At 44.9% G+C, this 20,425-nt stretch carries 20 protein-coding genes and 2 tRNA genes; 6 read left to right on the top strand and 16 right to left on the bottom strand.

The window, feature by feature from the left end; genetic code table 11:
* Positions 1-92: 92 nt before the first annotated feature.
* Positions 93-1,106: a hypothetical protein gene (locus tag IPM19_00455; GenBank protein ID QQS23029.1), complete on the bottom strand. Its 1,014-nt coding sequence runs from the start codon at positions 1,104-1,106 to the stop codon at positions 93-95.
* Positions 1,107-1,224: 118 nt separating this feature from the next.
* A complete protein-coding gene (locus IPM19_00450) occupies positions 1,225-1,782 on the bottom strand; it encodes a hypothetical protein (protein ID QQS23028.1) in 558 nt (185 codons plus the stop codon).
* Between the two features lie 94 nt (positions 1,783-1,876).
* On the opposite strand from IPM19_00450, the gene IPM19_00445 reads away from it, so the two are divergent.
* From IPM19_00445 to dprA, 3 genes are all read left to right on the top strand, one after another.
* Positions 1,877-2,416 carry an aminoacyl-tRNA hydrolase gene (locus IPM19_00445; GenBank protein QQS23027.1) on the top strand — a complete coding sequence of 180 codons (540 nt, stop codon included), beginning with the start codon at positions 1,877-1,879 and terminating at the stop codon, positions 2,414-2,416.
* A 39-nt stretch (positions 2,417-2,455) separates the two neighbouring features.
* Positions 2,456-2,529, top strand: a tRNA-OTHER gene (locus IPM19_00440).
* 457 nt (positions 2,530-2,986) lie between these two features.
* Positions 2,987-4,075, top strand: a complete 1,089-nt coding sequence (gene dprA / locus IPM19_00435) for a DNA-protecting protein DprA (GenBank protein QQS23026.1) — start codon at positions 2,987-2,989, stop codon at positions 4,073-4,075.
* A 27-nt stretch (positions 4,076-4,102) separates the two neighbouring features.
* Here dprA and IPM19_00430 read toward each other — a convergent pair whose 3' ends face one another.
* Entirely contained in the window at positions 4,103-4,528 is a 426-nt protein-coding gene (locus IPM19_00430) for a hypothetical protein (GenBank protein ID QQS23025.1), read from the bottom strand.
* Between the two features lie 105 nt (positions 4,529-4,633).
* A complete protein-coding gene (locus IPM19_00425; GenBank protein ID QQS23024.1) occupies positions 4,634-4,957 on the bottom strand; it encodes a hypothetical protein in 324 nt (107 codons plus the stop codon).
* Between the two features lie 100 nt (positions 4,958-5,057).
* On the opposite strand from IPM19_00425, the gene topA reads away from it, so the two are divergent.
* A complete protein-coding gene (topA, locus tag IPM19_00420) occupies positions 5,058-7,403 on the top strand; it encodes a type I DNA topoisomerase (protein ID QQS23023.1) in 2,346 nt (781 codons plus the stop codon).
* A gap of 35 nt (positions 7,404-7,438) precedes the next feature.
* Here the strand turns inward: topA and IPM19_00415 are convergent, their stop codons facing one another.
* Together IPM19_00415 and IPM19_00410 are read right to left on the bottom strand one after the other, a co-directional pair.
* On the bottom strand, positions 7,439-8,158 hold the full coding sequence (locus IPM19_00415; protein QQS23022.1) for a hypothetical protein: 720 nt from the start codon (positions 8,156-8,158) through the stop codon (positions 7,439-7,441).
* Positions 8,159-8,170: 12 nt separating this feature from the next.
* The gene (locus IPM19_00410) at positions 8,171-8,536 is read right to left on the bottom strand and encodes a hypothetical protein (GenBank protein QQS23021.1); all 366 of its coding nucleotides are present in this window, start codon (positions 8,534-8,536) and stop codon (positions 8,171-8,173) included.
* Between the two features lie 101 nt (positions 8,537-8,637).
* Between IPM19_00410 and IPM19_00405 the strand changes: the two genes are divergently transcribed.
* Positions 8,638-8,713 (top strand) — tRNA-Lys (locus IPM19_00405).
* Between the two features lie 39 nt (positions 8,714-8,752).
* On the top strand, positions 8,753-9,649 hold the full coding sequence (locus IPM19_00400) for a class I SAM-dependent methyltransferase (GenBank protein ID QQS23020.1): 897 nt from the start codon (positions 8,753-8,755) through the stop codon (positions 9,647-9,649).
* On the opposite strand, the gene IPM19_00395 is transcribed toward IPM19_00400, so the two are convergent.
* From IPM19_00395 to IPM19_00350, 10 genes are all read right to left on the bottom strand, one after another.
* Positions 9,650-10,162 (bottom strand): hypothetical protein, encoded by a 513-nt coding sequence (locus IPM19_00395; protein QQS23019.1) that lies wholly within the window; start codon positions 10,160-10,162, stop codon positions 9,650-9,652.
* Positions 10,163-10,261: 99 nt separating this feature from the next.
* Positions 10,262-13,501, bottom strand: coding sequence for an efflux RND transporter permease subunit (locus IPM19_00390; GenBank protein QQS23018.1), 3,240 nt, complete (start codon positions 13,499-13,501; stop codon positions 10,262-10,264).
* A 113-nt stretch (positions 13,502-13,614) separates the two neighbouring features.
* Positions 13,615-14,229: a hypothetical protein gene (locus tag IPM19_00385; protein QQS23017.1), complete on the bottom strand. Its 615-nt coding sequence runs from the start codon at positions 14,227-14,229 to the stop codon at positions 13,615-13,617.
* A gap of 37 nt (positions 14,230-14,266) precedes the next feature.
* A complete protein-coding gene (gene dnaJ / locus IPM19_00380; GenBank protein QQS23016.1) occupies positions 14,267-15,433 on the bottom strand; it encodes a molecular chaperone DnaJ in 1,167 nt (388 codons plus the stop codon).
* Positions 15,434-15,442: 9 nt separating this feature from the next.
* The gene (locus tag IPM19_00375; protein ID QQS23015.1) at positions 15,443-15,769 is read right to left on the bottom strand and encodes a DUF3467 domain-containing protein; all 327 of its coding nucleotides are present in this window, start codon (positions 15,767-15,769) and stop codon (positions 15,443-15,445) included.
* Positions 15,770-16,203: 434 nt separating this feature from the next.
* Entirely contained in the window at positions 16,204-18,132 is a 1,929-nt protein-coding gene (gene dnaK, locus IPM19_00370) for a molecular chaperone DnaK (protein ID QQS23014.1), read from the bottom strand.
* A 17-nt stretch (positions 18,133-18,149) separates the two neighbouring features.
* Complete coding sequence (locus IPM19_00365; GenBank protein QQS23013.1) at positions 18,150-18,374, bottom strand: hypothetical protein; 225 nt, start codon at positions 18,372-18,374, stop codon at positions 18,150-18,152.
* 2 nt (positions 18,375-18,376) lie between these two features.
* Positions 18,377-18,919, bottom strand: a complete 543-nt coding sequence (locus IPM19_00360; protein ID QQS23012.1) for a nucleotide exchange factor GrpE — start codon at positions 18,917-18,919, stop codon at positions 18,377-18,379.
* Positions 18,920-18,921: 2 nt separating this feature from the next.
* A complete protein-coding gene (locus tag IPM19_00355) occupies positions 18,922-19,701 on the bottom strand; it encodes a hypothetical protein (protein ID QQS23011.1) in 780 nt (259 codons plus the stop codon).
* Between the two features lie 74 nt (positions 19,702-19,775).
* Complete coding sequence (locus IPM19_00350; protein QQS23010.1) at positions 19,776-20,348, bottom strand: hypothetical protein; 573 nt, start codon at positions 20,346-20,348, stop codon at positions 19,776-19,778.
* Between the last annotated feature and the right edge of the window lie 77 nt (positions 20,349-20,425).

The raw sequence follows: 20,425 nt of genomic DNA, 5'->3' as shown, positions 1-20,425 counted from the left end.
AGGTCAGCTTCATACCTATCGGATGACTTCTAAGATTACTGCCGCTATGCAGATGTAAATATAAAAAACGCATGAGAAATTCATGCGTTTATTTATTGACTTACTTTAACCGTCGCGACCACCTTATACAAATCGGTCGAAAAAGTTATTTTTTCCCTCAGAGCACCCACCGCATCATTGCCCTGCATCGCAGCAGCTCCGACTAGCTTGGCTACATTATGGTTCGTTTCCTGTTCGTACTGCTCCGGCGTCAAAGTGAGCTGGTCGCCCACTTCGATATTTACGGTTCGAACCAGCTCCACGAACATGGTTCTCTCTTTGCCGTCATAGACCGTGGGCAGAGCCCAGTTCAAAGTTTTGGTGTCAAAGCTCTGCAAAACGCTGCCGGATCGAGGCGTTGGAAACATATATCCAGCACTGTCTCTTTTGTCATTCTCGCCTGTGCGCTCGTTGGTATGCTTGGTCAAGACCTTGCCATCAGAAACCTCATAAAGTTTTTCTGAGAAGTATAAGACCCCGGGCGTTCCTACAAATCTAAATACCCCGCTCAAGACCAAGGCCCCGACGACGAACACACCGCAAGCAGTAACGAGGTCAGGTGCATAGTCAGAGTTATACCAAATTGCGATCACGCCTATGATTGCGCCAATAGTCATGATGACGACCGGAATCCATAAGCCCAAAGCAAAGAAGTACAGGACTATGTAGCTAGCGCAGCTAAGTACGATAAGCGCCGAAGCTATGCCCATAAAATTGTATTTATTACGCCCCAGCCATCTGTAGATGAAGCTGATAATTTGTATAAACAGAGCCAACAGGTTTGGACCGGTCTTATATGCCTTTTCCAAAGCCTCAGCCCGAGATTCCAAATCACCCCCTTCTGCCAAGGTTTGACGGGCTCGCTGCTGGTATTGTTCTATTCTCTCTTGCAGGTGGTCATGCAAAGCCATGTCGCCTTCATTCCTGGCCTGATTGGCCAGATACTCTAACTGCTGCACACGGGTCTTCTTGCGGAATTCCCACCAGGACCCAACATCGATGCGACTGCGCACCTTATTCACCCTTTCACGGTAAAGCTTTTCGCTGCCAATGGTAGTGGTGCTCATTGTAATTCCTCCTCTATTCCTAAACTTGTATGCCCAGAGGCAACTCTAGTTTATATCATTTCTAGGCTTTTTGGTCAATACCGGCGTAATAAAACCGCCGGAAGAAGGCGGTTATAATTCAACATATGTACGGCGTCGCAGATTGCAGTTCTAACGACTCGGCCGGTGTGTTTGCAGCCAGATTCCGGCGGCTATAGTCCAGGTAATTTTGGCCATGTCTCCAGATGGTCCGCACTAGCTGCAGAACTTTTTTGATGAACACATCTGTTACAAAGCTCCCTGCGCTAAGACCCCTAAAAAACTTCATCGCTCTGACATAAAACCTTTTCAGCGCGCTGGGCAGAAGCTTTCCGCCCTGCTCAGAAATAGCCTGATGACTGGTCTTTGCAATCAAGTTAATGAGCTGGGTGTATGCTTCCATTTGCTCGTGCATAGGCAGGAAACAAAAATAGACAGAAACTTCGGACAAGTTCACAGCTGTTATTAGACTGTTTGGATGCTGGCAATCTTCGTTGCAAACCATGGACTGATGCTTGATGACAACTTTGTCATCGTGCTGATTATGCCAGATAACCAAGAAGGTTTTTGGCAGAACTACTCCGCCCGCAAATCTGATCTTCTTTTTTCTCGATTTAGCTTTAGGTGACTGAGCCTGTCGAACAAAAATTTGCGCCATATTGCCTCCGGTGGATTTTTTTATATTATCTCTCCGCAAAATAAAATCGTCAATGGTCATTAACCCAGACTGCTAAAATTGCTATAATAGCTTTATGAAAATTATCGTAGGTTTAGGAAATCCTGGAAAACAATACCAATTAACCCGGCATAACGCTGGTTTTTTAGCAGTGGATTATTTCTTAAAAAACCATGAAGCCATTAGCTGCCAAAGCAAGTTCAATGCTCAAGTTTGCGAATATCATGAAAATGGCGTAAAGGTTTTTATAGTAAAGCCGCAGAGCTTTATGAACCTGTCCGGAGAAGTCGTGAAGGAGATCGCTCATTTTTACAAGATAGATATAGCTAACGATTTGCTGGTGGTTCACGATGACAAAGACTTGGACTTTGAAAAAATTAAATTTACAGACGGTTCAGGCAGCGCCGGCCAAAATGGCGTGCAGAACATTATAGACGAGCTTGGTACAAAAAGCTTTCACCGCATTCGCATCGGCGTGGAATCACGTGAAGCTGGCTCCCCTATCGAAACCGCCGACTTTGTTCTTCAAAAATTTACAGATGAAGAAATGAAAGTTTTGGAAGAAAAAGTCCTGCCCGGAGCCGCTAGGCTTATAGAAAACTTTATAGCTTCTTAAAGTGGATTTGAACCTTATTATGCGACCATAAAAGTATGTGGGCCGGTTTCCTGGATGGATAAAAATAGCTTGTCACTTATTCTTTGCGGGTTCAATTCCCGTCCGGTCCACCATCCTTGAAAGGGATTCATGTGTGTGGTATGATGCACACGACAAGCTATTCTATGAGTTCCTTGGGAACCGAAACAAAGCCGCCAGCAGGCGGTTTTGTGTTTTGCAAATCAAAAACCGCGCTGCATAAATCGCTGCGCGGTTTTACTACCCCACCTACAAGTGAGAACTGGCAGGCATACGCCCAAACAGCTCTACTTAACCGCTAGTAACATACAATAGGAGGGATGATGTATGTATTCGCGACTTGCAAGCAGGATGCTGAAGACAAATTTTAAAAGCTCGTTCATCCCTATTCAAGCTTGTGAACATATTATACACGAATTCACCCTTTTTGTCAAGGGTATAATATGCTTGAACAAGGCCATTTTTAGCTTATTTCCTAACAAATTCATACATTTAGCCAAACTTGAGGTTTTATTAAACAGGATTTTACTGGGGAATTGGGATTATGATTATATGAACCATCTCACCTTTTTACTCTATATATTAGCTAAGTCTGTAAGCAGCATACGCCCGCAGCTAGTCGAAGCGCTTAGACAATGGCCACAATTACATCACGACCTCAATTTAAATGATCCAGATTTGAAATCCTTTTGCCAGCACCTTCTTCTAACACCTGCTCAAACAGAAAAGTTTTTAGAGAATTACAATGCCGGTTCAGCTACAGAGTTCATCAAACTTTTAAAGAAAAAAGGCATTCATGCGATCAATATTTTCGAAAATGAATATCCGGAACTTCTAAATAGCATTCCCGATCCCCCGCTAGTTCTGTACTGCCGTGGCAATTCATCGCTGCTAAACTCCAAATCCGTGGCAATAGTCGGCAGCCGCAAAGCAAGCAGCTATGGAAAGTCTGTAGTGGAAAAAATTATTTCTGGCTTATCCGAGCATGGCGTTGTTACTATCTCCGGATTGGCTTTTGGAATTGATGCTTCTGTTCATGATGAATCTCTAAAACATAATCTTCCGACCATAGCTGTACTTGGCGGCGGTATTGATAATGATTCCATTTATCCCAGAGAACACTATTTGCTAGCCCAGCGGATTTTAAAAAGCAGCGGGTTAATAATTTCTGAATACCCGCCACTAGCAGAAGCCATGAAGCATCAATTCATTGCCCGCAATAGAGTTATCGCCGCCCTTTCGCAAGCCACGGTAATTATAGAGGCGGCCGAAAAGAGCGGCGCGCTGTTTACTGCAGACTTTGCCGCAGATTATAACCGGAGCGTTTTGGCTGTACCCGGTTCCATAACTTCTCAACTAAGCTTTGGCCCGCATGAACTAATCAAAAAAGGTGCTGCACTATTAAGCAGCGCAGACGACCTGTTGTTTGAGCTGGGAATCGACCCTATCTCAGGCGCTGTGCCAAAATTAAAGCCGGATGAGCAATCGGTATGGGAGTGCATAAATTGTAACAAGGGAGAATTTGAATACTTGGCAAAAAGCTTAAGCTTTAGTCCGGCCCAGTTATCGATAATAATTACATCTTTGGAATTAAAAAATCTTATTTACCAGTCAGCGCCTCAGGTTTATTCTCCAAAATAAAAAACGCAACATATGCTGCGTTTAAATTCAAACTTTAAAAAGCTTATCGAACTTTTTAATCTCGGCAATCAAGTCGTCCTGATTCTTAACCGACCTTAACGTAAGATGGCCGCTGTTAAAAAATATCTGACCGGATGCAAGCTTAAATGTAAAGCTGTGGACCATCCCGCCTCTCTTAAATGTGTTCAAGCTTACACCCCTTAAAGCAGGAGCTGTGAATTGCGCAAAGATGTCTCTCAAATCCTGATAATAAATCTCCCAGGGCTTAGCGGTGTCCTTAGCATCCCAACGCGAAATTATTATTTCAGAATCGTTCACGTCACGAAAGTTAATTAGGTATTTATCCGTTGCGACTTCGCAAATAGTGGTGTTTGGATCACTGTCTGGATACTCCCTAAACATGACTTGAACACACTGACTCAAGCTGGAAATTTTGTTATTTTGATTGCTCACAGAATTATTCCTCCTCCAATATTTTAATCAATATGAATTGACTTGCTATAATAACAGAAAGTTAGGATTTAATCAAGGCTGCTAAAATAAAAACGCAACACATGGTTACGCTTTAACTTGAGAAAGATCAAATACAAAATGAGGCAACAAAATGTCTCGCTTCCTGTCCGCTACGGGATAGCCCTCAGCTTTTAAGACTTTTTCAACGTCTTTCCAAACCTGCCCGTAAATAGGGTCTTCGTCGAGGTTGACCTGAACAATAACGTATCTTCGATCCTTCCTCACCCCCTCTGCTACTTCTTTAATTATATGTTCGCACAGGCTTTGAGCAGCTTTTCGCAGCACATCCGGATCTGTTTCTTTTGCAGGCTTTCGGCCTAACTTTACCTCGTTGATCAGAGATTCAAAATTTTGACACTTAATTTCCATACGTCCTCCTATTGATAGTTTATTAACATAACATTTCTAACACAATTTGACAAGACTGCAACATTTCCGTTAAACTCCCTTTTGTACTTATTAAATTTTTATGGCCAAGCAACTTATTATAGTAGAATCGCCTACTAAAGCGAAAACAATTTCTAAATTTTTAGGCTCCGAATACGAAGTGGAAGCCAGTTTTGGCCATGTCCGCGATCTGCCAAAATCAAAGATTTCGATTGATGTAAAAAACAATTTCGAACCGGTTTATGCCATTCCTCCGAAGGCTAAGGAAGTGGTTACGAAATTAAAGAAGATGGCCAAGGCCGCCTCCTCTATTATATTAGCGACTGATGAAGATCGCGAAGGTGAAGCCATTTCTTGGCACTTAGTAGAAGCTTTGGGAATGAAATATAATGACCCGAAGCTCAAGCGCATTGTTTTTCACGAAATTACCAAAGGCGCCATCGACCATGCGTTGCAAAACCCGCGCGCGATTGACCTTAATTTAGTCGACGCGCAACAGGCACGCCGAGTACTAGACCGCCTAGTAGGCTACGAACTTTCTCCATTTCTGTGGCGTAAAATCCGCTATGGCTTATCGGCTGGTCGCGTACAAAGCGTAGCTGTGCGCTTGGTAGTAGAGCGTGAACGCGAAATTCAGGCTTTTAAAGCTGAAGAATACTGGTCTATAGAAGCGCAGCTCTCTAAACAAAGCGGAGCGCCAATCTTTACCGCCAAGCTTTCTAAAATCGACGGCAAAGTAGTCGGCAAAATGGGCATCAATAACGGGACCGACGCAAAAAAGATCACCGGCGATTTAGAAGGCGGCACTTACAAAGTAATCGATATTACCAAAAAGGAAGTTAAACGCAATCCTTCTCCCCCATTCACTACCTCTACTTTGCAGCAGGAAGCTGCCCGCAAACTAGGCTTTAGTGCCAAGCAAACCATGGCTGTGGCTCAAGGCCTATACGAAAACGGTTTCATCACTTATATGCGTACCGACAGCTTAAACTTGGCGCAATCTGCCTTGGCTCAGGCGCGTGAAGTTGTAGAGCAGGAATTCGGCAAGCAGTATACTCTAAGCGAGCCGCGCTATTACGCCAATAAAAGCAAAGGCGCACAGGAAGCGCACGAAGCGATTCGTCCAACCGATCTTTCTTTGTTACCGCATAATTTTAAAGGCAGCAGCGATCGCAACGCAGGCCGGCTATACGATTTGATCTGGAAGCGCACCGTTGCCTGCCAAATGCAGCAAGCTATTTTCGACCAGACCGGCGTGGACATTGCTGCTGGGTCGGCAAGCGCAGCAGATAAATACACTTTCCGCGCTAACGGGCAGGTCGTTAAGTTCGACGGCTTTATTCGCGCTTACACTGAGGGTACCGACGAAAAAAATGAAGACGAAATAGAAGGTGTATTGCCAGAGCTTGCAGCAGAAGAAATCCTCAAGCTGCACGAACTGTCCCCTATCCAGCACTTTACCGAACCGCCTGCCCGCTATTCGGACGCGACTTTGGTAAAAACTTTGGAAGCTGCCGGCGTAGGCCGCCCGTCTACATACGCACCAACTCTTAGCACCATTCAGGAGCGGGGCTATGTAACCAAGGAAGATAAAAAATACGCGCCTACGGACGAAGGCTACCTGGTTACGGACATGCTGGTAGAAAACTTCCCGGAAATTGTCGACATTAATTTCACTTCCAAAATCGAAGAAGACTTCGACAAGATCGCCGAAGGCGAACTTAAGTGGGTGCCGGTTATCGAAGATTTCTACGGTCCATTTAAGGAGCATTTAGCCCAAAAGGAAAAAGAGGTAGAAAAACAGATTGAGGTTTCTACCACTCCTTGCCCTCATTGCGGAGAGATGATGCTGATCAAATACGGCCGCATGGGCAAGTTCCTGGCTTGCCCGCAGGAAGGCAGCAAAGTCACCCAGCCAATGCCGGAAGAAGCTGCTCAAATCGCTGCTTTAGAAGAAAAGACTAAAGACGAAAAATGTCCGATCTGCGATAAGCCTATGAACGTCCGCCGCGGCCGCTTTGGGTTCTTCCTTGGCTGCAGCGACTATCCGACATGCAAAGGTATTTCTAAAATTTACAATAAGACTGGTTTTAAGTGCCCTCTCTGTTTAGACACAGAGGATCGCAAAGCAAAACCAGGCGACCTCGTAGAAAAGAAAGGCCGCGGCCGCGGCAAACCGTTTTATGCCTGCACCCGCTGGCCGGACTGTACTTTAATTCTAAACAAGAAGCCAGAAACCGAACAAGAAGTAAGCGAGCTTTACAAGGCCTGGAAAGAAAACCCTCCGACACCAAAAGGAGAAAAGGGCAAAAAACCGGCTCGAAAAACTGCTGCTAAGAAAGCAGTGAAGAAGACAACAAAAAAAGCCGTCAAACAAGAATCGGAAAATGCCTCTACCACAGAAAGTGAAAAGATAGAAAACAACTAAAAAAACCGCCGAGTAATTCGGCGGTTTTTGTTTTTTTAGAATACTTCCTGGCGAGTAATCCCACAATTAGCGGCAATCCACGCGTTGTCGTAATTAAACAGTTCGTCACGTCCGTCGTCAAAGATGTAATATTCTCTAGGAACAAAATCAGAACCCACAACACCGGGCATAGAATTGAGTATCCATTCGCGAGGGCAAATGCGCAGATCAGAATTAGACCTATACAAAGTCCCAGTTATTCCTTCCATGCGATAACCCCGTGATAGCAAGCTATTCATTTCCCCGCTATTGATGGTATAAAAGTGCTTACTGGCTGAGCCATTATACATTCGATATAAGGACCATTTATTTTCCGATACAAATGGCATCGACTGCCCGCTGCCAATCATTTCGTGCTGTATGTATCCCATTATCCCTTCGGTTATAAAACCGGAAGCCTTAGCGCTCGCCTCTTCGGCAGTGCTGGTGGTGTAAAAATGCTTCAACGCCCGAGGGTTCCACATACGAATGACCGGCTTGGTCCCTGACTCTTGCACTGGGGACAAAAACCCAAGCTGTCCTTCAATAGAATAGCCATGATTGCTAACAGCAGCATTTGCCTCTGCTGCGCTAGTAGTATAAAAGTGGTCGTTGATTTTCGAATTATACATTCGAATGAACGGCAAACGATTTTGAGCTTCATCTGCCTTAGCTAAAGAGATAGGCGCTAGAGTAAGCGCTATCAGTAAAACCAAAATGTATCTTGCTTTATTCATATATTTGATTAATTAATAAACTATTTCTTTTTTAATATTGCAATTTTGTTCAACCCAGGCTGTATCATACTCGGTTAATTCAGCTCGCTTGCCATCCACTATGTAATACTCGGACGGCGGTTCATTCTGAGATCCTGGCTCTACAGACCTTGGCATCTGATTAGATATCCACTCTTCCGGACAGCCTCGCTTCTTTGCATATACCTTGTTTCCTTCTGATGGAGCGGGTTCCACTTCTTCGGCAGGTTGCTTGCTAACGGTAGGCTGCACAAAATTTACCTCTTGATCCTTCGAGTTATCGCTTTCTATTGCAATAAGATATACCCCTACTATAGCCATAATTACTGCTGCAAAAGCTATATATTTAGTCTTTCTCATGAATAAGAAGATTAGAATAATACAACTCCATTCTACCACAACCTGGGACTTGAAAAAAATGCCAATATAAGCTAAAATTGTTGAGTATTTAAACTAGTTACGGGTTCGTAGCTCAGTTGGTAGAGCAGTGGCCTTTTAAGCCATTTGTCGTGGGTTCGAGCCCCACCGAACCCACCACTAAAACCCGCAAGGGTTTTTTATGTTACTATTTAAAATATGAAACTTGAATCATTCAAACAGTTTTTAGACTACCAATTATTAGACACTGGCGATGGTTACCGCTTGGAGCAATGGGGACCAGTGCGCCTCCAACGGCCCGATCCGCAAGCGATTTGGAGCAAGAGCCTGCCCGCCCTGGAATGGGACAAAGCCAGCGCGGTTTTTGTCGGCAGCGGCGAACGTGGCAAATGGAGCAAAAAGAACTCCGTACCACAAAAGTGGGAAATTTACTTTAAGCCTGATGTAAAACTGGTCGCCAAGCTCACTCCTTTTAAGCATACAGGGATCTTCGCAGAACAGGCCGCCAACTGGGAATGGATGACCGAAGTTGTTCAAGAAGCCACCAGGCAAGGACGGCAGCTAAAAATCCTCAACCTCTTCGCATACACTGGCGGAGCCAGTATGGTCCTTACCCGGGTCGGACATAAAGTCACTCATGTGGACGCCAGCAAGCCTTCTATCGGCTGGGCAAAAGAAAATCAGCTGGCGAACAAGTTTGCGGAAGACAGCATTCGCTGGATCCTCGATGATGCGGCTAAATTTGCCGAACGAGAATTAAAGCGCGGCGAAAAATACGACGGAGTAATTATGGATCCGCCCGCTTTTGGCCATTCCCCTTCTGGCAAGACCTGGAAGTTCAACCGGGACCTGCCGAAGCTTTTAGAAACCTGCGTCTCCCTGCTGAGCGATGATGCAAAATTTTTACTCATCAATGGATACGCAACGAACTCATCGGCGCTTTCCTTAAATAATATTCTAGAAGATAAAATTTCTAAGCTCGGCGGTAAAATCGAATTCGGAGAACTATGCCTGGAGCATAAAATAAAAACCGCATCAAACGATGCGGGTGGCCGAACTATATCGACCGGCATATTTGCCAGATGGCAAAATTAGCTATGAGGCTCTAGCGATTACCTGCTCCGACGAATCCGACGCGATTTGTTTAAAATCATAAGTGCTATCGCTATTCGGATCCTTATCGAAATATTTCCAAAGCTCATTCTTGATCAAAGTCAGAGGACTCCACTCGCCGCCGCTAATGGGCCAGCGTTCTAGGTGATTATAGGCAACAATATTGCTACAACCTATATTCACCTCGCGCCTTTCTCTTTGGAAATTAATATTGATAGCAGCCAGTAAAACTTTTTCGGTATCATCCGTACCTGGTTTATAAATCCTTATTTGTTTAATGCCATTTTCTGCATTCTCCGCAGGCTCCACCAAAGGCGGAACCCGCTTATGGACATAAGCGGACTTGCGGCATTGGATCTCGGTTTCCCGGATCCACGACAGGAAGATAGCTTCCTGCAAATACTCTTTATCCTTTTTTCTTTTTTTCTGGATATCCCAGATTAAAACTATTAATCCAAGACAAATAGCAGCAAGGATTGCGCTAAGAATCATCATATTTCTTCCTCCATAATTTTCGAACGACTCCTCATAATAGCTCCTCTCTAAGAAATTTGTCAACAAAAAAACCGGCCAGAAATAACCGGTCTTTTTTATTTATACTGGCAAATTCGGAGGCAGATTGGTTGGATGGTCGTAAGAAGGCACCGCGCCAGGCAAAGCTATTGGGTTTTCTTCGCCGGGCAGAACGCCTTTAGGTTTCTTTACACGGGTAAACCAGCTATACAAAACAGGAGTGGTAAATAGAGATAGAACGCCGGAGCTTAAGATTCCGAAGATAACTACCACCGCCAATCCTCGCCAAAACGGAGAAAATACCGCCAAAGGCATTAACCCGGCGAGCGCCGTAATTTTGGTTAAGATGATAGCACGCAAACGTATACCAGACGCAATTGCCACGGCTTCATTCTTATCCATGCCTTCATCTATTTTTCGGTTTGCATAATCGATTAAAAAGATGCCGACATTTTCAGCAATACCAATTACCATCAAAATTCCTATAATTTCCAAGAAGCCAAACTGACCTCCGGCAAAGAACGCTAACGCTGGAAATACGCCAATCAAGATTAACGGAATAGCGAATATGATAATAAAGGGTTGAACAAAGCTCTTAAAGAACAGTACAAAGACAACATAGCTAACTAATATCGCCAGGAAGATTGCCAAGAATAGCTCCTGGAAAGACTTTTCGAATTCATCAACGCCAGCACGTTCGTCGAAAGCGCGGTCATTAACGCCCAAAGTCGCGGTGTTGGCTTTTGCCCAATCTGTAATCTTGCGCTGAATATTAATGGAGTCGCGCGCATCCTTGACGGTGGCGCTAACGCTGGCGTAGCGTTCGCCGTTTAAGCTGCGAATGGAAGATGGCACGCTTGATTCTTCTACCACAGCCACCTGGTTCAAGGCTACAGGGCCATTGGTACCAAATACCAAGCTAGACAGTAACGCTTCCTTAGTTGCCGGCTTAGAATCCTGAGGGACTCGCAAAACTACATCGGTGCCTTCCAAACGATACAGAGTAGTCTCCCCCAGCAAACCCGCAACCTGGCCATAAATAGCCGGCGCTGATAAGCCATTACTGGCTGCCTTGAGAGGATCCACCTTAACAACCAACTCTTTGCTTTGAGTCTGGTAATCGGTAACCACAAAATCTACTTCTGGGTAAGAGCGTAATTCTTCGGCGATACGATTACTCGCCACGGCCAGCTTGGTGGAATCATTTTCAAAAATCTTTAAACTAACCGGGAAGGTTCCAGATGGCGGACCTGCCCCGATTTCGGAAGCAGTCGCCTGTTCCCCAAACTTTGCACGCAAGTCATTCTGGATAGATTTGGCAATTTCCGGACTCTTGCGATCACGATCCTCTAACAAGCGAAGCTCGATAAACACGCTCATGGTCGATTGATCCCCGCTGCCATCGATAGATTGGTAGAAGAAAGTCTTAATTTCTCCAGAGTAATTCTTTAAGATATTTTCTACGTCTGTAGATTGAATCAGTAAGTCGCGATAAGTCTGATTAGTCGGGCGCGGAATAGACAGGCTTAAGAATTCCGAATCATCCGGCTGAGCAAACTGAACCTGGCGAACCTCATTGGTGGCGAATAATGCCGCGGTAACGCCGATCGGAATTGCAAAAGCAAGAACGATAACTAAAATCTGTATAAAGCGATGCTTGAGGATGTAACGGTTGGTGCGAATAAACCAGCGCGCCAGCGGCCATAGCGTATGGATATCGTCCTCATCCCGCAATTCCGCTCCCGGAACAGGCTTAATAAACTTAGCACCAAGCCAAGTTAAAAAGATCAATGGAACAAAATAGGAAGCAGTCAGTGCTGGGAATACAGTCCATGGGATATACTTGATAATTTCGCCAAAAGTACCAGACACCACGCCAAATGGCACGAATACGATCATCGAGGTAACCACAGCAATAAACAATCCATAGCCGATTACTTCCACAGACCTAAGCACTGCAGCTTTGCCCTTATAGCCAATGTCAACATAACGGCGAATGGATTCCAGCACCACAATAGCCGGATCAACAATAAGACCCAGCACCAAAACCAGAGAAAACAATACCAGCGTGTTCAAGTTGATACCCGCGAGATTTAAAACAATAAAAGTAGCCAAAAACGAAAGCGGAATGGCAAGCGTAGAGATAAGCGCAGTGCGCCAGTCCAAGAAGAACAGCATGCCGATAACCAATAGCCACATGCCACCAAACAAAATTCCAACATATCCAATAGGGTTATCGCCCCATTTGCCGCCCACAGCGCCTTCAATAATTTCGTCTACCTGGCGCTGCGACTGATCAGCCTGGTTAAAGACAATGGCATAATCGATTTTACTGTTGGAAGAATTAGTATCATGTACAACTTTCTCCACTTCCTTATTCAACGACAAGATATCAGCGTCCTTATCTAAACGCACTTCATATAATACAGCTGGCTGAATTTTGAACTGATTCGCATCCTTGTCCAAATACCCAACACGGTGGACTTTATCACCATAATCAACTCCTAAATATACTTGGGCAATGTCTGCCAAAGCAACTTGCTGAGGAGCCTGCGGTCCAACCTGAGGAAGATTAATGCGGATAGCGCGAATATCTTCCAGCGACGCTACTCCAGACTTGCCGACTACCTGAACGCGCTTGCCATCTATAACAGATTCACCTAAAGGAAAGCCGATATTGGCGGCTTTAATCTGCTCTATTACCTGAGGCAGCTGGAACTGTGGCGGCAATTCTACAAAGATCTTTTCTTCAATTCCAGAAATTTCGGTAAAACTCTTAACGCCTTTAATGTCCAAGAGTTTCGCTTTTAAGTTTTCAGAATCGTTGCGGAGCGTAATCAAATCTGTACCACCGGACACAGAAACATAGAAAGGAGCACCAGAGACTTCTGGAACAAAAATATTCGACTCCTGCACGCCGTCCGGCAAATTTACAGCTGCTGCCTTGGTTCGGGCTTCCTGAACAGCAACATTCAGATCCGAACTATCGTCATAATTAATTACAATTGTAGAAAAGTTAGCTTGAGAAGAAGAACTGACATCCTTTACGCCTTTCAAGTCTTTAAAAGCATCTTCTAAAGGACCAGTGACAGTATTTTGAACAGTCTCCGGACCTGCGCCAGGCACCACAGTTGTAACAATAGCGACAGGAACCTTAACCTCGGGGAAGCCTTCCACCCTTAAAGAGAAAAAGCTACCGATGCCCATAATTACCAGCATCAAAAATAGCAATAATGTAATCTGCGGATTGCTTAGAAAATAGTTAACTATTCTCCAGTTCCATCCTTTCTTTTGACTGTTTTGCTCAGAATTAAACTCCATTTGTATAAGTTAATAATATTAAAATAGTCTATAATTTTAGCTATTTTCGGCTTGTTTGTCAAGAAAAAAAACCGCAACGCATTTTGGCGCTGCGGTCATTCTAAATAGTATTTTTAATCCTCTCGCCTATCCGAAATAAACCGGCCAATAACCACCAGGAATACGACAGGCAAAGCCAGCCAGATAAAATTGCTGTACTCATGGAGGAATATATATGTTACTAGAGGCGAAAAGGTATTTTGTACATAATCCGGCAAATACCCTAATACAATGTTAATCAGCAATCCTACTTGAAAAAAGGAAAATAACAGACCAAACCCAATGGCTTTAAATTCACGGCCGTCGGCAGAACTCTTAAACGCATAGCGACCGAGGAAAATGAATAAAATGATAAACAAAATCACAAATGCGGCTAGCTGCTGCAAGGTGCCGGTAGCGACATTTAATTTATCCGACACCACTTCGCCCAAAAACGGCATTTCTATAACCAGCAGCTGCGCCATATAGACACTGATCAAAATCGTTAAAATGCGGCTGCGGCCGCTAGAAAAAGCGTAGATCACACTCGCAACCAGCCAGAAAAGCAAGATAAACAAATCCCACGATGGCGTATGCCAATTGAAGGTCTTGATTAACATCTGAATTGTAGAAAATATTTCCACTTTTGTTTCTTTTGAGGCCGCTAATTTTACAGCGCTTTTGAATCTATTTCCTACATTATACCACAAATAAAAACCGCCTGCTTGCTTGGCAGTGCGGTTTGGATTAAAAACTATCTTTGATATTTTCCCAAAAGCTTTTGTTAACTTCCACAGTTTCGCCATTTAATTCGGCGAGCTTTTTAATTAGTTCCGACTCTTCCTTGGAAAGCTTATGAGGGATCACCACGCGCGCTGTGATAAACAAATCTCCGCGCTTAGAATTAGAGTTGATCACTGGCACGCCCTTGCTTGGAACCCGGAAAATTTTACCCGACTGTGTCCCGGCAGGGATTTTTAACTCAATCGCGCCGTCTAAGGTGTCGAGCTTGATTTTGGTTCCTAATGCTGCCTGCGTAAAGCTTACTGGCAAGTCTTTGTACAAATTAAAGCCCTGACGCTTAAATTCTTTGTGGGGCCTAACGCGAATAGATAAATACAGGTCGCCAGGCTTAGAGCCTCGATAACCTAATTCCCCTTCACCTGTTATGCGAACGCGCTGGCCGTCGTCAATGCCGGCTGGAATAGAAACCTCAATAGTTTTTTCCTGGCGCATTATTCCCGCTCCCTTACAGGTATCGCAAGGGTCCTCTGGCACTTGTCCGGTACCTTCGCATTTTTCGCAGGCTACGCTGGTCGCGACATTGCCAAACACAGTGCGGCGCTGCGCGCGAATCTGGCCCTGACCATGACACACAGAGCAAGTGACGACTTTGGTGCCTGGCTTAGCACCGTTGCCGCCACACGTCTTACAGGCGTCTTTCTTTTCTAAAGTTAAATTGCGAGTAACGCCAAACACTGCTTCCTCGAAAGAAATAGTTACGGGCATTTCCAGATCAATGCCGCGTTCGCGCGCCGCTTGGCGGCCGCGTGCGCCCCCGAATAAATCTCCAAAAATATCGCCAAGGTCGAATTCTACGCCACCCTGTCCGCTAAAACCGGAAAAATCAAAACCGCCCCCAAACGGATTACCTCCGCCAAAGGGGTTGCCGCCAAAACCGCCGCCGTTGCGCTGGGCGTCTTCAAAAGTCTGTCCGTACTGATCGTACTGACTTTTCTTTTCGCTGTCGGAGAGCACCTGATAAGCTTCATTAACTTCCTTAAACTTCTCATCATTTCCCTGGCCCTTGTCCGGGTGGTACTTATGAGCCAGCTTGCGGTAGGCTTTCTTGATCTCATCAGCGCTGGCGCTTTTGCTGACTCCTAATACTTCGTAAAAATCTTTTTTGGCCATTAAAAATTATTATTCGGTCTTAAAACCCATTCTGTTCGGGGTTGTTTCCATCGGAGCAGCTGCTGGTAACTCCTTATTATCATAACGCTTTAACTGTTCGGTTAAAATATTATTAAACCGTCTTGCATGTTCGGGGTTTAAGATTATCCTCTGAATGAGCTGGCCCATCGGTGAATTAGGAAGAAGGCTCATAAAATCTAAAATGAATTCCTCGGGAGTATTAGTTACAAAAATCTGGTTGGCATAGCTGCCAGCAATTTTCGCATCATCCATTTTGATCTGAATTTGCTGGTTATTTTGATTATTTTCCTGATTTTGTGGATTATTTCCTGACATGGTTTTGTAATTTAATAATTAAGGGTCTATAATTTAAATAAGTTTAGGTTCTTACTTATCGATCGACTAGCCAGTCCCCCGATTGGTACATAACAAGCTCCTAGGCTAATGGGGATAATTCCGGCGTTTACAGGTGGTGATTGATTATGAAGCACTTCAGTAAAAATTCTCGAACCGGAGGTGCCGGGTTCTAGCGCGAGCTAACGGCCCGCACAATCAGAGTACACCCCAGACTAATAGGAGGATGGTAATTTGGAAACTACCGACACAGAAGAAATACACTTTAGCCGGGGCTGCCATTTAGCCCCGCATACTTCCGCCCTTCACTTTTATATTCCTTCCAGAAGCCTGACTAGCTTCGCATATATCCGCATTACCCACATCACTTAGCGCGAATTGCTTGCATTGCAATTCGCGCCCTTCCTTTTTATAGACTACTTTTGCTCGCTGTTAGAGCCTTCGCCAGAGCCGCCTTGCCCATCTTTCGGCACTTCTTTGTACTCAGCATCCACCGGCCCGTCCTCGTTGGATGGGATTTCTTTTTCGTTTGGATCCACTGTACCGGCATCGCCTTCCTTAATGTCGCCCTGCTGATACATGGCTGCGCCAACCTTTTGGATAGCTTCGGACAAAGCCTGCAGCTTAGTCTGAATAGCGTCTACATCTTCTTTATCTTTTACTTCTTTTAACTCTGCGATAGCAGTTTCTGTAGCCACCTTATCGGCGTCTAACACCTTCTCGCCTGCATCCTTAAGAGTTTTCTCGGACACCGCAATAAGTGTGTCGGCTTCGTTGCGCTTGTCTACTAATTCTTTGCGCTTGCGGTCTTCGCTGGCATGCGCTTCGGCTTCCTGCTTCATACGTTCGACATCTTCTTTGGAAAGAGAAGAAGAGCCTTGAATGGTAATATTAGCGTCTTTGCCGCTGGCCTTATCTTTGGCGGTAACTTTTAAGATACCGCTGGCATCAATGTCGAAGGTAACTTCGACCTGAGGCACGCCGCGTGGCGCTGGTGGAATTCCATCTAAGTTAAATGTTCCAAGAGATTTGTTGTCGGCCGCAAATTCGCGTTCACCCTGCAAAACATGAATCTGTACAGATGTCTGATTGTCTGCCGCTGTACTAAAGGTTTGAGATTTAGAAGTTGGAATCGTGGTATTGCGATCGATTAACGGCGTGCGAACGCCGCCCAAGGTTTCGAGCCCAAGAGTTAATGGAGTTACATCAAGCAACAAGATTTCCTTGCTAGATACTTCGCCGCCTAATACGCCGGCTTGTACTGCAGCGCCTTTTGCTACGGCTTCCATTGGGTCAACGCCGCGTTCTACCTGCTTGCCTACGTAATCTTCTACGAACTTCTGAACGGCAGGCATACGGGTCGGACCGCCAATTAAGATGATCTTATCGATCTGCTGAGGGGTTAACCCGGCGTCTTTGATGGCCTGCTCTACAGGAGCGCGCATTTTGGAAACAATAGGTTTAACTAAATCTTCCAATTTAGCGCGGGTGATCTTCATTTCTAAGTTCTGAGAACCGGTTTCGTTCTGCGCAATGAAAGGTAAAATTATGTCAGTCTCTAAAGTAGTGGAAAGTTCGATCTTGGCTTTTTCTGCAGCTTCGCGAACGCGGTTCATCGCCATTTTGTCAGAGGTTAAATCAATGCCGCTTTGGGATTTAAATTCATTGGTGATAAAATCGATTAAGGCAGCGTCCATATCCTTACCACCCAGAGCAGTATCACCAGAAGTAGACTTTACTTCGAAGGTGGCCTGAGTCTTACCATCTTCTTCGGTTTCGGAGAATTCCATAATGGTTACGTCCAAAGTTCCACCTCCAAGGTCGAACACCAAAATCTTCTGATCCTGTGCGCCGGTCTTGTCGATACCGTAAGCAAATGCAGCTGCAGTTGGTTCGTTGATTACGCGAACAACTTCCAAGCCAGCGATTTCACCAGCTTGCTTGGTTGCCTGGCGCTGAGCGTCATCAAAGTATGCAGGTACGGTAATAACTGCTTTCTCTACTTTATCGCCCAGATAAGCTTCTGCGTCACGCTTGATCTTTTGCAAAATGAAAGCGCTGATCTGTTCTGGTGAATATTCTTTATCGTTAATTTTGTAACGAAAGTTAGTACCCATCTTGCGCTTCGCTTCGAAGACTGTGCCTTCCGGGTTGGTTACTGCCTGACGACGAGCTGGCTCACCTACGAGCAGCTGGCCGTCTTTGGTAAATGCAACGTAAGATGGAAAAGCTTTTCCGCCTACGCTATTACCTTCTGCAGCAGGGATAATGACAGGCTTGCCGCCTTCCATAGCGCTAGCCGCAGAGTTACTTGTTCCCAAGTCGATTCCTATAATTTTTGACATATGTTTAGTTCCTTTCTCTAAATTAAATCTATGATGTTAAAAATGATTGCCACTAATATTCCTAATAAGGTAATAGCTGCTGAAAATTTAATTACTTTACCTCTCCAACCTCTTTGATGCATCCATAATGACTTTGGCCAAGAGTTTGCATTTGCATAAGCACCGGGAATAAATTGATTTCGGTTCTTGTATTCCAATTCATCTACATACTGATCAAATTCGGTTTTATCATCCTGTGCCATTGCTACTGTTTCTTACTAATTACTACTTGGCTTGGTCGGATGACTTTGCCGTTGATTTCGTATCCGGTTTGAAGCTCTTCCATAACTTTACCGTCTTCTTCTCCCGGGACTTCGCGGACTGCTTCGTGGAAGTTTGGATCAAACTGCTTTCCGACCGCTTCAATCTTTTGCACACCCATCTCCAGCAGGACTTTATCTAATTTCTGCAGAGTGCCTTCTATACCTTGCAGCCATTTTTCATCCACTCCTTCCGGAGCGTGGCGCAAGCCCTGTTCGAGCGCATCCAGCGTTGGCAACAGCTTTACGATTGTAACTTCCTTTGCAAAGGCCAGAATCTCAGCCTGCTTGGCTTCTTCGCGCTTCTTGTAATTCTCGAAGTCTGCCTGTGACCGCTGCCAGCCGGATAAGTTGGTCGCTGCTTCTTCTTTTAATTCTGCTACTTGTCGAGCTAGAGTGTCTGTATCGCCTGCTGCTTCCGTGACGTCTGCAGTTGCATCATCTATCTCATCTTGTGTATTCAAATTATCTTCTAAATCTGTGTTCATTGTTATCTAATAATAGTTATTAATATCACTGCTGCGCCACCTCCGCCCAAAAACTTGGTAATGTACTCCATTAACGAAATGTTTTTTGGGTATTTCATGCTTTTCGGGCCGATTAAGCCGATCACGCCTTTTTTGCCGGACGGCAACTGCACGCCGGAAACAATCATGGAGTAATCACTGCCCTTGGAAAGAGTTAACTCCTTACCAATGAAAGTCTGAGGCTCTTTGTCCGCATAGTCGGCAATAATCTGTTCTGCATATTCATCCAAGTCATCAAAGAATCTGGCAATTTCTTTGGCATCATCCGGCAGCATTTGGTCGCTATTTAAAATATTGGAGAGACCCACCGAAGAAACTTCTTCCGGCAAAATCGCAAATGATGCCTGCGACGAATGCATCGCTAGCATCTTTGCCAAGCGGCGGCCGATTTCGGCATTCACCGCCTGCAGCTTAATGATCTCTTTCTTCAGCGCCTGCTGTTCGCGCATCGACAGCTGTACATGATCCATTAACTGATTCACAAAGTAACGAAAACCTTCGTCGGTTGGGATGCGTCCGCTGGAAGTATGCGGATGAGTAATCAGCCCGGCTTCTTCCAACGCCTGCATCTCATTGCGCAAAGTAGCGCCGCTGACATCAAAAAAACCTTTATCGATTAGATCCTTTGAGGCTACCGGCTTCCCTGTCTCGGAATGAATTTTTACAATACAGGCCAAAACCTTGGCTTGCCGGTGCGTAATTTGGCCGCCCGGCGAGAAATCAGAATCAGATGTTTTTTTCATATATTTGCTGATATTTTCCTATAGTTTTAAGATATAAAAAAATTAGCACTCTGTCAAGGGGAGTGCTAATAATGTTAATTGGCTTGTGCAACGGCCGGGTGATGAGACTCGTGATACCACCGGTAATGGCTTTCGAAGATATCCTTGAGGATCAGCTCCAAAGCGTCGATCTTAGTGGAATATTCGTTTCTGAATGCTTCCCAGCCGGCTAAATCCTTGGCAAGCATAGATTTAAAAACAGAATATCCGAGCGCGAGCCGCTTATCGATTTCCGGATTGGACTCTATCGCCTTTTTCCAGTAGAAGCTTCGCATCAATTCTACAAACCCAGTGTTCATGTAACCGGAAACGAAATTGTCCACCACCTTATGAAGGTCGTCCGTATTGGTTACGACCGGCTTAGGGACCTGTATTACGATAATACGAGGCATCTGCACCAGATCGTAGCGCTGCTGATAGCTGCGGGCATAACCCTGGGCAAGCTTATAAGCTGTCTGAAAATTTGCTTTCTGAACCGGCTCGATCCGAGTCTCTGTTGTGTCTTCGGATGAAAAAAGCTTGTACGAGGGTTTCTTTCCGGCAAGTCCGACAATAATGATTTTCCACCACATAGGAATTGATACTGCACCAGCCATATATCCAAACATATCAAACCTCCTCAAATTTGCATTGATAATATGATAACAAAATCCGCGCCAACAACGCAACGCCCAGCTCGACTTTA

The organism is bacterium (assembly GCA_016699995.1).
In the GTDB taxonomy this organism is placed as follows: Bacteria; Patescibacteriota; Doudnabacteria; order UBA920; family UBA920; genus UBA920.
The sequence above is the reverse complement of the archived record's forward strand: the minus strand, read 5'-3'. Positions and strand labels throughout refer to the sequence as shown.